14 protein-coding genes are annotated in these 14574 nt (G+C 73.5%); 6 read left to right on the forward strand and 8 right to left on the reverse strand.

Annotated elements, in window-relative coordinates:
• The 4 genes from ACWFNE_RS18775 to ACWFNE_RS18790 all read right to left on the reverse strand — a co-directional run bounded on the left by ACWFNE_RS18775 (position 1) and on the right by ACWFNE_RS18790 (position 4396).
• Positions 1-1110, reverse strand: coding sequence for a hypothetical protein (locus ACWFNE_RS18775; RefSeq protein WP_452123939.1), 1110 nt, complete (start codon positions 1108-1110; stop codon positions 1-3).
• A gap of 57 nt (positions 1111-1167) precedes the next feature.
• Positions 1168-1974, reverse strand: a complete 807-nt coding sequence (locus tag ACWFNE_RS18780) for a hypothetical protein (protein ID WP_452123940.1) — start codon at positions 1972-1974, stop codon at positions 1168-1170.
• A gap of 78 nt (positions 1975-2052) precedes the next feature.
• Complete coding sequence (locus ACWFNE_RS18785) at positions 2053-3885, reverse strand: HSP90 family protein (RefSeq protein WP_452123941.1); 1833 nt, start codon at positions 3883-3885, stop codon at positions 2053-2055.
• A gap of 1 nt (position 3886) precedes the next feature.
• Positions 3887-4396, reverse strand: coding sequence for a YbjN domain-containing protein (locus ACWFNE_RS18790; protein ID WP_452123942.1), 510 nt, complete (start codon positions 4394-4396; stop codon positions 3887-3889).
• 219 nt (positions 4397-4615) lie between these two features.
• Between ACWFNE_RS18790 and ACWFNE_RS18795 the strand changes: the two genes are divergently transcribed.
• A complete protein-coding gene (locus ACWFNE_RS18795) occupies positions 4616-5224 on the forward strand; it encodes a YbjN domain-containing protein (protein ID WP_452123943.1) in 609 nt (202 codons plus the stop codon).
• Positions 5221-5751, forward strand: a complete 531-nt coding sequence (locus tag ACWFNE_RS18800) for a YbjN domain-containing protein (RefSeq protein WP_452123944.1) — start codon at positions 5221-5223, stop codon at positions 5749-5751. The genes ACWFNE_RS18795 and ACWFNE_RS18800 overlap by 4 nt, the downstream gene beginning before the upstream one ends.
• A 125-nt stretch (positions 5752-5876) precedes the next feature.
• Here ACWFNE_RS18800 and miaB read toward each other — a convergent pair whose 3' ends face one another.
• Positions 5877-7517, reverse strand: coding sequence for a tRNA (N6-isopentenyl adenosine(37)-C2)-methylthiotransferase MiaB (gene miaB / locus ACWFNE_RS18805; RefSeq protein WP_452123945.1), 1641 nt, complete (start codon positions 7515-7517; stop codon positions 5877-5879).
• A gap of 125 nt (positions 7518-7642) precedes the next feature.
• Here miaB and ACWFNE_RS18810 point away from each other — a divergent pair, with 125 nt between their 5' ends.
• The 4 genes from ACWFNE_RS18810 (at position 7643) to ACWFNE_RS18825 (ending at position 11045) form a co-directional block, all read left to right on the forward strand.
• The gene (locus tag ACWFNE_RS18810) at positions 7643-8431 is read left to right on the forward strand and encodes an amino acid ABC transporter ATP-binding protein (protein WP_452123946.1); all 789 of its coding nucleotides are present in this window, start codon (positions 7643-7645) and stop codon (positions 8429-8431) included.
• A 95-nt stretch (positions 8432-8526) separates the two neighbouring features.
• The gene (locus ACWFNE_RS18815; RefSeq protein WP_452123947.1) at positions 8527-9384 is read left to right on the forward strand and encodes a glutamate ABC transporter substrate-binding protein; all 858 of its coding nucleotides are present in this window, start codon (positions 8527-8529) and stop codon (positions 9382-9384) included.
• 99 nt (positions 9385-9483) lie between these two features.
• On the forward strand, positions 9484-10173 hold the full coding sequence (locus ACWFNE_RS18820) for an amino acid ABC transporter permease (protein WP_452123988.1): 690 nt from the start codon (positions 9484-9486) through the stop codon (positions 10171-10173).
• Complete coding sequence (locus tag ACWFNE_RS18825) at positions 10170-11045, forward strand: amino acid ABC transporter permease (protein WP_452123948.1); 876 nt, start codon at positions 10170-10172, stop codon at positions 11043-11045. The genes ACWFNE_RS18820 and ACWFNE_RS18825 overlap by 4 nt, the downstream gene beginning before the upstream one ends.
• A 273-nt stretch (positions 11046-11318) precedes the next feature.
• Here the strand turns inward: ACWFNE_RS18825 and rny are convergent, their stop codons facing one another.
• The 3 genes from rny to recA form a co-directional block, all read right to left on the reverse strand.
• Entirely contained in the window at positions 11319-12779 is a 1461-nt protein-coding gene (rny, locus tag ACWFNE_RS18830; protein ID WP_452123949.1) for a ribonuclease Y, read from the reverse strand.
• A gap of 145 nt (positions 12780-12924) precedes the next feature.
• Complete coding sequence (locus tag ACWFNE_RS18835) at positions 12925-13503, reverse strand: regulatory protein RecX (RefSeq protein WP_452123950.1); 579 nt, start codon at positions 13501-13503, stop codon at positions 12925-12927.
• An 11-nt stretch (positions 13504-13514) separates the two neighbouring features.
• Entirely contained in the window at positions 13515-14555 is a 1041-nt protein-coding gene (recA, locus tag ACWFNE_RS18840) for a recombinase RecA (protein ID WP_452123951.1), read from the reverse strand.
• Positions 14556-14574: the final 19 nt, after the last annotated feature.

Raw genomic sequence — 14574 nt, forward strand, 5'->3', positions numbered from 1 at the left:
TCAGTCGGTGAGCACCCGCGCGACGTCGTCGGCCTCACGGTCGCGACCGGCCCGGCGCAGGACGTCGATGAGCAGCGCCGCTGCCTGGGCGCGCAGGTCCCGGTCGCGCACGAGGCCGAACCCCTCGACGGCGGACTCGAGGTGCTCGACCGCCGCGTCCGTCACGCCGGCGTCGGCGTGCAGGCGGCCCGCGAGCCAGAACGCGTGCGACGCGTCCGCCACGTGCCCTGCCACGCCGAACGCCTCCCCGGCGGCGGCCGCGCGCGCCGCCGCCTCCCCGTCGCGGCCGAGCGTCGCGAGCAGGCGCGCTGCGCAGTCGTCGAGCTCCGCACGCTCGCGGTCGACCTCCGCCCGGCGTCGCTCGGCGAGCTCGGCGGCTCCCGGGACGTCGGCCGGGGCCTCCGCTCCTCCGGCGGTCCCCCCCGGTGCGGCGAGCTCGTCGAGGCACTGCTCGACCTCGGCCAGCGCGGCGTCCGCCCGCCCGAGGTCGGCGGCGGACCGCGCGTGCGTCCGCACGACCGCGGCCGTGAGCAGCGGGTCCGCGCCACCGGCGCGCAGCAGGGTCGTCGCGCGGGAGTACGCCCACGACGCACCCTCGTGGTCGTCGAGCACCTGGGCGCACCGCGCGGCCTCGGCGAGCGCGGCGCCGGCGTCGGCGAGCAGCCCGGCGTCCTCGGCGTGCTGCGCGGCCTCCAGGTAGAGCGGCGCTGCTGCGGCGGGGTCCCCGTCGTCGACGAGCTGCGACGCGCGCCGCAGGAGGTCGGCGACGTCCGGGCCGCCGACCGGCGGCGTCGAGGCCGCCGCGTCGGAGGCGCCGGCCGCACGCGCGAGGTCGGTCCCTGCCGTGTCCCGGTCGCGACGCCGTGCCTGCGCCGGGATCACCGCGAGCTCGAGCGGCTCCGGCGCGGCGGTCGTCCGCCACGCGCGGGCGACGAGCCGGGACACGTGGTCGGTCCCGTTGCGACGGTCGAACGCGGCGGCGAGCGCGTCGGCCTCCGCCCGCGCCCAGTCCGCGAGCTCGGCCACGGTCGTGGCGCGCACGCTCGTGAGCCGGACCGTGCGCCCGGGCTCCGAGGCCCGGAGCACCGCGAGCGCGGCGCCGACGTGCACGAGGTACGTGAGCCGGCTGTCGGGCGAGTCCCCGCCGGTGAGCAGCCGCTGGTCCGCCTAGATCATCCGCACCGCCCGGTCGCCGTGCCCGCCGCGCGCCAGGAGCTCGACGTGCCGGCCACGGGCACCCGCCATGTCGCCGTGGCTGTCCGCGAGGTGCGCGAGCCCGCGCCGGTGGGTCGCCGCCGCGTCCGCGAGCCGGCCCTGCTCGAGGTAGGCCAGCTGGAGGTGCGACAGCATGTCCGCGGGCTCCGTCGCGCAGGTCGGGTTCTCCGTGAGGGTGCGCTCGAGCAGCCGGACGCCCTCGTCGGTGCGCCCGACCTCGAACAGGTAGGACGCGCGGTCCCCCGGCTCGCACGCCTCGCACTGCGAGAAGTCGTCGCGCGGCGTCGCGACCCACGCCTCGTACGCCGCGGCAGTGTCCTCCGCCCCGCGCGCCCGGGACCACACGAACCTCTGGAGCGCGACGGCGTTCATGCCGTTGCCCGCGACCGCGAACCGGTGCTCCATGTCGGCGAGGGTGCGGTCGATCTGCGCGGCGGGCACGGTCGGGAACTCCGTGAGGTTCGCGACCATCCACTTGAACGACCAGAAGAGCGTGTGCCGGTCCTGCTCGTCGAACAGGTCGGGGCGCTGGTCCCACCACCGTACGAGCCGGGTGAACGGTACGTACGCCTTGTCGACCTCACCGCCCCAGACGTACGCCTCGACGAGCGTGGACAGCGCGTACGCACGCGCGTCTTCCGGCCCCTCGGAGTCCACGAGCCGGACCTGGCGCTCGGCCGCCTGGGTGCGGGCCAGGCCGTAGGGCAGGTCGCGGACGCGCGAGATCTCGCGGTTGGCGGAGTCGAGGGTGCGGCTCATGGGGTCTCCGGGGGTGACGGACGAGCGGCGCGGCGGGCGCGCTCACCGAGGAAGGGACGGGGTGCAGGGGCGAGGGGGTCAGTGCGTGGGGTCGGCCCCGCGGAGGCCGGCACGCAGCAGCACCGAGAGCGAGGCGTTCATGGTCGCGACCTCACGTGCGCGCAGCGGTTCGCCCGCCAGCAGGAGCGCCGAGACGTACAGCGACTCCAGCCCGGCGTCGCGCACCGCGCCGGACGGCGCAGCGAGCAGGTCCTCGACGAGCGGGTTCGCACAGTTGAGCACGAGCTGGCGCGAGCGTGCGGTCCCGCCGAACCCGGCGAGCACCTCGCCCCAGAGGTCGTCGGCCTCCCTGACGGTCCGCGAGAGCTCGCGCTCGTGGTCACCGGCGCGGTCGTGCAGCAGCATCGCGGGGAGCTCGACCGGCTCGAAGGTGCGCAGCGCGACCTCGCAGTCGTGCGGTGCGAGCACCGCGTCCGCCGCCTGGACCACCGGGAGCAGCTCGAGCTCGCGCACGGGCGGGAGCGGCGCGAGGACCTGGTCGACGTCCTGCGCCCCGAGCGGTCGCACGCCCCACGTCGGCCGCCGGTCGGCGAGCCGGGCGAGCAGGTCCGCGTCGTACACGTACCCCGCGTTGACGACCCCGAGGCCCTGCGCGCGGGCGACCGGGGCGATGCGCCGGAACTCCTCGACCGTCGGTGCGTAGAGCACGTCACCGTGCGCCTCGTGCACCTCCGCGAGCGTCAGCTGCCCGTCGGTCGTCTCGTACGGCAGCACGTCGGCGACGAGCTCGAGCATCGCGTCGTCGGTCGTCGCGAGCGCACGCACCGCGAGGTGGTGGGCCTCGACGAACGCGCGCGCGAGCGGCGAGCGCTCCCGCAGCGTCGCGAGGGTCCAGGTGCGCACCTGCTCACCGAGGGCGTCGCGCGCGGCGAGCAGCACCTCGTCGGAGTACAGCTGCTCGCGCGACGCCGTGGGGCGCAGGCCCGTCGCGTCGACGACGCACCGGACGAAGAACGCCCACTCCGGCAGCAGGCCCTCGACGCGCGGGCCGAGCAGCATGCGCTTGAGGTACGCGCGGTGGGTCCCCGAGCCCGTCGGCGGCACCGCGGCGGGCAGCACGAACGCGACACCGCTGACCCCGGCGAGGGGCACCTCGAGATCCACGTGCGCGAGCGGGGTGAACCCGAGCGTGCGCTCGCAGTACCGCGAGAGCGCCTCGGAACGCTCCTCGGGCGAGGCGTACCGGCGCCGCCACGGCAGGTCGGGCTCGGTGAGCCTCCGCCACGCGGTCGCCCCGTCGACGTCGACCTGGACCGCGACGTCGACCGGCAGGAGCGAGCCGAAGTCGCGTGCGAGGGCGACGACCGTGTCGTGCGCGAGCCAGTGCTCGAGGTCGCGCCGCGGCCGCAGGCGCACGGTGCTGCCGACCGGCACGTCGGCGTCGGCCGCGAGCTCGGCGAGCTCGTAGCTGCCGTCCGCGTGGCCACGCCAGCGCACCGGCGGCTCGCCCGTGCCGCGCGCCGTCCGGGACACGAGCTCGATCTCGTCGGCCACCATGAACGCCGAGAGCAGCCCGATGCCGAACTGCCCGAGGAACTCCTCGCGCCCGATCCCGACCTCGAGGTCGCGCTTCGAGCTCCGGCCGATCGTCGCGAGCAGCTCGCGCGCCTCCCCGAGGGTCAGCCCGATCCCGGAGTCGGTCACCTCGAGGGCCCCGTCCGGCGCGGTGCGCAGCCGAACCGTCGCGGGCGCCGACGGGTCGAGCGCGCGCCGCGCCGTGATCGCGTCGACGCCGTTCTGCAGCAGCTCGCGCAGGTACACGCGCGGGCCGGAGTACAGGTGCCGCGCGAGCAGGTCGACGACGCCGCGCAGGTCGACCTGGAAGGCCTGGCCGGTCGAGGGCTCCCCCACCTCAGTCGTCGTCGCTCGCGCGGTACGCCGCCAGCTGCGCCTTCGCCGTCTCCGCGGCCTGCGGGTAGAGGTCGTCGAGGTGCGCGAAGAGCTGCAGCGCGGTGCTGATGCCGCACGCCATGTGCAGGTCGAGCTGCTCGTCGGTCAGCCCGTGCTCGTAGCTCACGACGTGCTCGGCGTACACACCGACGTCGTCGCCCTCGACCCGGACGTACGCCTTGGGCCAGAGGGTGTCGAGGTTCCACTGGTTCGTCGCACGGGTCAGCGCGTCGGCCTCGCTCACGGGGACCTCGCGCGTCCACCGGCCACGGACCTGGAGGAACTCGCCGTCGGCACCCAGGCGGAAGAAGTAGAACAGGTGGTCGTCCCACCGTCCGCCGATGTCGCCGTCGTCGTCCACGCCGTACGTGAAGCCCTGCGCGTCGAGGCGGTCGATGATGCGCTGGTGGCTCAGCGGCGCGAGCACCGGCTGCGCTGCGGCGCCCGCTTCCGGCTTGGTGAAGAAACCCATGGGAACCTCGTCGTCTCGTGCGCGCCGTGGCCGGCGCGTCGTGCCCTTCCGGGGCCGCGCGGCGCACGAGCGCCACGGACCTGGACCGTGCCGCACGAGACTAGCCGCCCGCACCGACCCGGCGGCGCGAAGCCGGACGGACCGGGACGAACCACCCGTCCGGCCCAGCCCTGCGGTCACCTCCGGCCGCTCGCGGGCTCCGCGGGTAGGCTTCCGCGCATGGGTTTCTTCCGGGACCGACGCCTCCCCCGGTGGCTCGGGCTGCGGGGGCCGCACGACGCGCGCCGCGCCGGCGGCGCACCGGCGCTGGGTCCGGGCGTCCCGGACGACGAGCTGCACGAGCACGTGACGCAGCTGCTCGCCCGTGAGCTCGGCGCGGTCCAGCTGTCCGGCGACGTCCCGACCCCTGTGACCGCCGCCCGGGTCGCCGAGTGGTTCTCGCGCCACCAGTTCAGCTACTTCGTCGACAACGACGGCGACCTCGGCGGGCTGTGGCGCGGGCGGCTGTTCTACTTCTTCCTCTTCGGCGAGCACTCCGAGATCCTCCAGGTCCGCGGCCAGTGGCACCGCGAGGTCGCGATCGAGCGGCTCGAGGAGGTGCTCGACGTGTGCAACGAGTGGAACGCCGACAGGATCTGGCCGAAGGCGTACGCGCGCGTGCGCGACAACGGCATGGTGCACGTCGTCGCCGAGGTCGCGACCGACCTCGAGCACGGCGTGACCGACGACCAGCTCAACCAGCTGCTCTTCTGCGGCCTGAGCACCGGCAGCATGTTCTTCGACTCGCTCGACGAGCTGTACCCCGACCCTGCGGGGGTGGCACCGTGAGCGACGGAGCGCTCCCCCGCTGGGTCACGCGCGTGCTCGGCGGCTTCGCCAAGCCCGAGAAGCGCGCGCCCGTCCGCGACCAGGAGGTCCCGACCCCCCTGTCCCGCGACCGCATCGAGGGCTACCTGCGCTCGCGCGGCTACCGCTACCTGGTCGACGACGACGGTGACCTCACCGGCACCTGGGACGGCAGCCGGTTCTGGTTCCTGCTGCTGGGCGAGCACGACGAGATCCTCCAGGTGCGCGGGCGCTGGCACCGCTCGCTCGCCCTGGAGCAGCGCCGGTCGGTGGCCCTCGCGGTCAACGACTGGAACCGCGAGCGCATCTGGCCCAAGGTCTACGTCCGCGAGGAGGACGGCCTGCTCGCGCTCTACAGCGAGGTGTCCGCCGACCTCGAGCAGGGCGTGACCGACATCCAGCTCGCGCAGCTGCTCGCGTGCGGCCTCGGCACAGGGGTCCAGATGTTCACCGCGATCGAGGCGATCCTGCCGGGCGACGAGGCACCTCCGGGGATCCCCGACAACTGACGGCGACCCGCGGGAGGCGTCCCAGCGCGGCAGAGCAGCCGGACGTCGGCGCGGCGCGGCCTCACGGGCGCGGTGTCCCAACGCCGAGGCCCTCCGCGCCGCGGGACGTCAGCGCCCCCGGCGCCTCAGCGGCGGGGCGCCCCGAGCGTCGGCAGGCCGAGAACGACCGGCCCGGCGGGCGCCGGAGCGCCGGTACCGCACGCAGGCCCGTCGGTCGCGGTGCCGTGCGCGTGCTCCCCGCCCGCCTGCCGGGCCGCCCACGCGTCGCCCGCCCGCGTGCGCCGCACCGCGAACGACCCCGGGTCGGTGGCCCCCGAGTCGGCCACGAGGTGGTACGGCGCCGCGTGCGTGACCGTCACGGTCACGAGGTCCCCCGGACGCGGCTCGTCGTCGGCGGGCAGGTCCGGCGGCAGCGCGAGGTGCACGAGCCGGTTGTCGGCAGCGCGGCCCGTCACCCGGTGCGTCGCACCGTCCTTGCGGCCCTCGCCGTCCGCGACGAGCACCTCGACGCGCCGGCCGACCTGCGCCTGGTTCTCCTCGGCGGAGATCCGGTCCTGCAGGGCCGCGAGGCGCACGTAGCGCTCCTGGACCACCGCCTTGGGCAGCTGGTCGGGCAGGTCGGCCGCGGGCGTCCCCGGGCGCGGGGAGTACTGGAACGTGAACGCCGACGCGAACCGCGCCGCCCCCACGACGCGCAGAGTCTCGGCGAAGTCCTCCTCGGTCTCCCCCGGGAACCCGACGATGATGTCGGTCGTGATCGCGGCATCGGGCATCACGGCACGCACGCGGTCGAGGATCCCGAGGAACTTCTCGGAGCGGTACGACCGCCGCATCGCGCGCAGCACGCGGTCCGAGCCGGACTGCAGCGGCATGTGCAGCTGCGGCATGACCGTGGGCGTCTCCGCCATCGCCGCGATCACGTCGTCGGTGAACGCCGCCGGGTGCGGCGAGGTGAAGCGGACGCGCTCGAGCCCGTCGATCCGCCCGACGGCGCGCAGGAGCTTCGCGAACGCACCGCGGTCCCCGAACTCGACGCCGTAGGAGTTCACGTTCTGCCCGAGCAGCGTCACCTCGACCGCGCCCTGGTCGACGAGCGCCTGAACCTCCGCGAGGATCTCGCCCGGCCGGCGGTCGCGCTCCTTGCCGCGCAGGTGCGGGACGATGCAGAAGGTGCAGGTGTTGTTGCAGCCGACGCTGATCGACACCCAGCCCGCGTACACCGACTCGCGCCGCGTGGGCAGCGTCGAGGGGAACACCTGGAGCGACTCGGCGATCTCGACCTCGGCGCGCTCGTTGTGCCGCGCCCGCTCGAGCAGCACCGGGAGCGCGTCGAGGTTGTGCGTGCCGAACACCACGTCGACCCACGGAGCGCGCTCGACGATGCCCGCACGGTCCTTCTGCGCGAGGCAGCCACCGACCGCGATCTGCATGCCGGGACGCGCGCGCTTGGCTCCGGCCAGGCGGCCGAGGTTGCCGTACAGCTTGTCGGCGGCGTTCTCGCGGACCGCGCACGTGTTGATGACGATGACGTCGGCCGCCTCCGCGGCGGTGTCCGACGCGCTCGCCCGCACGTAGCCCGCCTGCTCGAGCATCCCGGCCATGTGCTCGGAGTCGTGCACGTTCATCTGGCAGCCCAGCGTCTTGACCAGGTAGGTGCGCGCGGGCACGCCGAGGTCGCGGGCATCATCGCCGTCGGCGTCGCGCAGGGCCCGCCCCGCGAGGAGGACGGCGGCGTCGGCCGGGACGTGGGGCAGGGTCGTGGACATCGCCGTCCAGGGTACGTCGCCACGTCACCGACCCCGCCCGTCGGGGAACCGCACATTTCCGGGACGTTGCCGGACCGTGACCTCAGTGGGTAGCGGGCGCAACACTTCACCCCTAGGTTCGTCGAATGGTCGACACCCCCGCCGCCCCTGCGACCGCAGGGCAGCCGCGCACCCTGGGCGCCCCGCTCGTCGTCCTCGACGGGGTCAACAAGCACTTCGGTCAGCTCCACGTCCTGCAGGACATCGACCTCACCGTCCACCGCGGTGAGGTCGTCGTCGTGATCGGGCCCTCGGGCAGCGGGAAGTCCACGCTGTGCCGCACGATCAACCGCCTCGAGACGATCGACTCGGGCACCATCGCGATCGACGGCGTGCCGCTGCCCGCCGAGGGCAAGCAGCTCGCGCGGCTGCGCGCCGACGTCGGCATGGTGTTCCAGTCGTTCAACCTGTTCGCCCACAAGACGGTCCTCGAGAACGTCACCCTCGGGCAGATCAAGGCCAAGGGCGTCCCCCGGGCGCAGGCGCGCGAGACGGCGATGTCGCTGCTCGAGCGCGTCGGCGTCGCCAACCAGGCCGACAAGCTGCCCGCGCAGCTCTCCGGCGGCCAGCAGCAGCGCGTCGCGATCGCCCGGGCGCTCGCGATGAAGCCCAAGGTCATGCTCTTCGACGAGCCGACGTCCGCGCTCGACCCCGAGATGATCAACGAGGTCCTCGACGTCATGGTGTCCCTCGCGAGCGAGGGCATGACCATGGTGGTCGTGACCCACGAGATGGGCTTCGCGCGCAAGGCGGCGCACCGGGTCGTGTTCATGGACGCCGGCCGCATCGTCGAGGAGGAGACGCCCGAGAGCTTCTTCACGGCGCCGAGGAGCGAGCGCGCGCGCGACTTCCTGTCGAAGATCCTGACCCACTGAACCCACCGAGAACCTCCGCCCGGCAGGGCCACCGCCCCGCCGGGCGCACCGAACGTCACCGACACCGTGGTGCACCGCAACGAGAGGAACTGACAATGCGCAGACGAACAGTGGGGACCGCCGCGGCGCTGGCCGCCCTGGCCCTGACCCTCACCGCGTGCGGGGGCTCCGACGAGCCCGCCGGCGACGCGACCGGCGAGGAGACCTCCTCCGGCGGCGGCGAGTCGATCCGGATCGGCATCAAGTTCGACCAGCCCGGCCTCGGCTTCAAGGACGGCGACGACTTCACCGGCTTCGACGTCGACATCGCGCGTGCCGTCGCGGAGAAGCTCGGGTACTCCGAGGACCAGATCGAGTTCGTCGAGTCGCCGTCCGCGCAGCGCGAGAGCCTGCTGCAGACCGGCCAGGTCGACATGATCTTCGCGACCTACTCGATCACCGACGCCCGCAAGGAGACCGTCGCGTTCGCCGGTCCCTACTTCGTCGCCGGGCAGGACCTGCTCGTCGCCGCGGACGACGACTCGATCAGCGGGCCCGAGGACCTCGAGGGCAAGAACCTCTGCTCGGTGACCGGCTCGACGTCGGCGCAGCGCATCAAGGACGAGTACGCCGCGGGCACCAACCTGCTCGAGCAGCCCAGCTACGCCGAGTGCGTCACGGCGCTCACGGCGGGCGCGGTCGACGCGGTCACGACCGACGACATCATCCTCGCCGGCCTCGCCGCCCAGCCCGCCAACGAGGGCAAGGTCAAGGTCGTCGGCAACCCGTTCTCCGAGGAGAACTACGGCGTCGGGCTGCCGCAGGACAACGAGACCTGCGAGGACATCAACACCGCCATCACCGAGCTCATCGAGGACGGCACCTGGCAGCAGATCCTCGACGACAACGTCGGGGCGTCGGGCTACCAGGCGAACGAGGAGCTCAACCCGCCCGAGGTCCAGGCCTGCGCCTGACCTGACCTGACCCGTACCTGACCGGGACGGGGCGACGGACCCGTTCGTCGCCCCGTCCCGGTCGACGCGAGCCACCACGCACCCGAGGAGGTGAGAGCGCTGGACGGCACCTACCTGGAGCAGTTCGCGACGCTGTTCGAGACCTACGACGTCCCCGCGGCGTTCTGGGTCAACATCAAGCTGACGTTCTTCGCCGCCGTGCTCTCGCTCGTGCTCGGCACGGTGCTCGCCGTCATGCGCATCTCGCCGCTGCCGAGCCTGCGCTGGGCCGGCACCGCCTACGTGAACGTGTTCCGCAACACCCCGCTCACGATCATCATCGTGTTCTGCGTGCTCGGGCTCTGGGGCCAGCTCGGCGTGACGCTCGCACAGGACTTCAACGAGAACTTCGTGCGGCTCGCGATCCTCGGGCTCTCCGTCTACCACGCGGCGTTCGTGTGCGAGGCTCTGCGGTCGGGCGTCAACACCGTGCCCGTCGGCCAGGCCGAGGCGGCACGCGCGATCGGCCTCGGGTTCCTCTCCACGGCGCGGCTGATCATCCTCCCGCAGGCCTTCCGCGGAGCCGTCGCCCCGTTGGGCAACACGCTCATCGCGCTGACGAAGAACTCGACCGTCGCCGCAGCCGGGTCGGTCGCCGAGGCGTCCGGCCTCATGCGCACGATGATCGAGTTCCGACCCGACGTGATCCTCGCCATCTTCTTCACCTTCGCCCTCGGCTTCGTGCTCCTCGTCATCCCCGTCGGTCTCCTGACGACGTCCCTCTCGCGACGACTGGCGGTGGCCCGGTGAGCAGCACTCAGAGCGTCCTGTTCGACGTCCCCGGGCCGCGCACGCGCCGCCGGATGATGTGGCTCAACGTGGTGTTCGCGTTCGTCGTCGCCGGGATCGGCGCGCTCCTGCTCGTGCAGCTCGGGCGCAAGGGTCAGCTCGAGCCCGCCCTTTGGACGCCGTTCCTCGAGTGGCGCACGTGGGAGAGCTTCCTGCTCCCCGGGCTGGCCAATACCCTCAAGGCCGCCGGGCTCGCGATCGTCGGGTCGTCGGTGTTCGGGCTCGTGTTCGGGCTCGGGCGGCTGTCCGAGGTGCGCCTCGTGCGGACGCTGAGCGGCACCGTCGTCGAGTTCTTCCGTGCCGTCCCCGTGCTGCTCATGATGATCTTCGTCTACCTCGGGCTCGGCTTCTCCGACGTCCGCGGGATCGATCCCGGGGACTACCCGCTCATCGCGGTCGTCACCGCGCTCGTGCTCTACAACGGCTCCGTCTTCGCCGAGCTCGTGCGGTCCGGTGTGCACGGGCTGCCGCGCGGTCAGCGCGAGGCCGCGCTCGCCACCGGGCTCACCGGCCCGCAGTCGCTGCGGTCGGTCGAGGTGCCCCAGGCCCTCATCGCGATGCTCCCGGCGCTGGTCAGCCAGCTCGTCGTCATCCTCAAGGACACCGCGCTCGGCTACATCATCACGTACCGCGAGCTGCTGCAGGAGGCCCGCCAGGTCGGCTCCGCGAACGGCAACATCCTCCAGGCCCTGGCCGTCGCCGCCGTGGTGTTCATCGTCATCAACTACGCCCTGACGAAGGCCGCGCCGTGGGTGGGGCAGCGGATGGGGCGGCGCACGAGCGGGCGCGCGAAGGCCGAGGCGCCGAGCCTCGTCGTGGCGACGCGCGACTGAGGAGTTCCGTCGCGGCGACCCGGGACCGAGCCGCCGCGTCTCGGTGACGCGCGACCGAGAGTCTCGCCGCGGCGACACGGGACCGGGCCGCCGCGTCCCGGCGAAGCGCCTCTGAATCGACCCGCCGGGGCGACTTAGGGCCGCGGCGTCTCGTCATGGCGGCGTGACGCCGCGGCCCGAGCAGCACGGGCACCGCAGCACATGGGTTCCGTCGCACGGCCGGGGCGACCGGAGGCGCGGCGGGCAAGCCCGGCGTGCGTCGTCCGAGCGTGGTCAGCCGGCGGTCGCGCTCGCGCGGATCTCGCGGACGACCGTCACCTTGATCTCGCCGGGGTACTGCAGGTCCGCCTCGATGTGCTTCGCGATCGCGACCGCGAGCTGCGGCAGCGCGTAGTCGTCGACCTCCGACGGCTCGACGACGACGCGGACCTCGCGCCCCGCGGACATCGCGAGCGCCCGCCGCACCCCGCTGTGGGCGGTCACGAGCTGCTCGAGCTTGTCCATCCGCTCGACGTACTGGTCGAGCTCCTCACGGCGTGCGCCGGGACGGGCGGCCGAGATCGCGTCGGACGCCTGCACGAGCACCGCCTCGACCGTCTCGGCCGGGACCTCCTCGTGGTGCGCTGCGATGGCGTTGACGACCGCGGGCGACTCCCCGCACCGCCGCGCCAGGTCGGCGCCGACCGTGGCGTGCGTGCCCTCGACCTCCGCGGTGAGCGCCTTGCCGACGTCGTGGAGGAAGGCGGCGCGGCGGGTCGTCGCGACGTCGGCCCCGACCTCGGCCGCGACGGCAGCGGCGACCAGCGCGGTCTCGACGAGGTGCTCGAGGACGTTCTGGCCGTACGACGTGCGCAGCCGCAGCCGGCCCATGGTCCGGACGAGGTCCGGGTGGAGCCCGGCGACGCCGGCACGCTCGGCGGCGTCGTGCCCCGCGGAGACGGTCCGGTCCTCCGCCCCCGCGAGCGCCTCCGCGTACGCCGCCTCGATCCGCTGGGGGTGGATCCGCCCGTCGGACATGAGCGCCTCGAGGGTGACCTGCGCGACCTCACGGCGGTCCGCGTCGAAGCACGAGAGGACGACCGAGTCCGGGGTGTCGTCGATGAGCACGTTGACGCCGGTGAGGGCCTCGAACGTGCGGATGTTGCGGCCCTCCTTGCCGATGATCCGCCCCTTCATCTCCTCGGACGGGAGAGGCAGGACCGTGATCACGGACTGCGAGCTGGTCGGCACCGCGGTGCGCTGGACCGCGGCCGCGACGATGCGCTTGGCCCGGGACTCGGCGGTCCGGCGCGCCTGGGCCTCGGCCCGACGGACGAGCGCCGCGGCGTCGTTGGTCGCTTCGTCGACCAGGCGGCGGACGAGCTCCGCGCGAGCCTCCTCGGCGGTCAGGCCGGCGACGGCCTCCAGGTGGGCGCGCGCGTCGCGCTCGGCCGACGAGCGGCGCTCGGCCACCTCACGCTCGGCGGCGGCGAGGCCGTCCTGCCGCTCTCGTGCCGTGCGCTCGGACTCGGCGACGGCCTTCTGGTCGGCTGCGACTGCGCGCTCCCGTTCCACGAGGCGCGCCTCTCTGCGCTCGGCGTCCGCCAGCAGTGCGCGGGCGTCGTCGCGGATCGACGCGACGTCCGCCTTCGCCTGCCGGCGCTGCTCGGCTGCCTCCCGGCGGGCGACGAGCACGAGGATGAGTGCGACCAGGCAGGCACCCAGGAGAGCCACGACGAGCCCGAGCTCACCCATCGACGTGTCCACCCTCCGGCGCTGCTGCGAGGTCCGCGACCCGGATGTCGCGTGGAGCCCTCCGGAGCATTCTCCCGCACGCGCTCCACGTCCGGCGCCGCGGCGCGCGGCGTCCTCCGGCACGCTCAGTGCCTACGGACCTCCGTCACTCCCCGCGGGCGATGTCCTCGGCGACGTCGCCGACCTCCGCGCCCTCCTCGGCGAGCGCCTCGCGCACGAGCCGGGAGACGAGGGCCGACGGGTACCCACGCCGGCCGAGCGCAGCGAACGTGCGCCGCGCGCGGACCTGCGGGTCGAGCCGGGCGGTCGAGGCCAGCTTGCGCCGGACCAGCGCGCGCGCTGCCTCCTCCTCGTCCTCGTCGTCCACCTCGCCGAGCGCGTCGGACGCGACCTCGTCGTCGATGCCGCGCCGGCGGAGCTCGACGCCGATCGCCCGGCGGGACAGCCCGCGCTCGGCGTGCCGCGTGCGCACGAGCATCCGCGCGTACTCCGCGTCGTCGATCAGCCCGACCTCGGTGAACCGGTCGAGCACGCGCGCCGCGACGTCGTCCGGGACGTCCTTGCGCTGCATCGCCTCCGCGAGCTGCGCCCGGCTACGAGCCGAGCTCGCGAGGAGGCGCAGGGCGACGGCCCGGGCGACCGACTCCGGGTCCGCCTCCTGACCGAGCCCGGACGCGCCGGAGGCGGGCGGCTCGTCGCCGCGCCGCCCGCCCCGGCCCCGCATCGGTCGCCCGGTCAGAAGCCGACCTTGGGGTCGGCGTCGGCGGGTGCGTCGAGCTTCGCACCGACGCCGAGCTTCTCCTTGATCTTCTTCTCGATCTCGTTCGCCAGGTCGGGGTTGTCGCGCAGGAAGCCTCGCGCGTTCTCCTTGCCCTGACCGAGCTGATCGCCCTCGTACGTGTACCAGGCACCGGACTTGCGGATGAACCCGTGCTCGACGCCCATGTCGATCAGGCCACCTTCGCGCGAGATGCCCACGCCGTAGAGGATGTCGAACTCGGCCTGCTTGAACGGCGGCGCCATCTTGTTCTTGACGACCTTGATGCGCGTGCGGTTGCCGACGGCCTCGGTCCCCTCCTTGAGGGTCTCGATGCGGCGGATGTCCATGCGGACGGACGCGTAGAACTTGAGCGCCTTGCCACCCGTCGTGGTCTCGGGCGAGCCGAAGAACACGCCGATCTTCTCGCGGAGCTGGTTGATGAAGATCGCCGTGGTGCCCGAGGAGTTCAGCGCACCGGTGATCTTGCGCAGCGCCTGCGACATGAGCCGGGCCTGGAGGCCGACGTGGCTGTCGCCCATCTCGCCCTCGATCTCGGCCTTGGGCACGAGCGCGGCGACCGAGTCGATGACGACGATGTCGATCGCGCCCGACCGGATCAGCATGTCCATGATCTCGAGCGCCTGCTCACCGGTGTCCGGCTGCGAGACGAGCAGCGCGTCGGTGTCGACGCCGAGCTTCTTCGCGTACTCGGGGTCGAGCGCGTGCTCGGCGTCGATGAAGGCCGCGATCCCGCCGGCCCGCTGCGCGTTGGCGACGGCGTGGAGCGCGACGGTCGTCTTGCCCGAGGACTCCGGGCCGTAGATCTCGACGACACGGCCGCGCGGCAGGCCGCCGATGCCGAGCGCGATGTCGAGCGCGATCGAGCCCGTCGGGATGACCTCGACGGGTGCGCGGCCCTCGTCGCCGAGGCGCATGATCGAGCCCTTGCCGAACTGCCGGTCGATCTGTCCGAGCGCGGCCTCGAGGGCCTTCGTCCGGTCCTGGGGAGCTGCCATGTCACACCTCGTGGTCTCG

The sequence above is a fragment of the Cellulomonas sp. NPDC055163 genome, assembly GCF_053607065.1.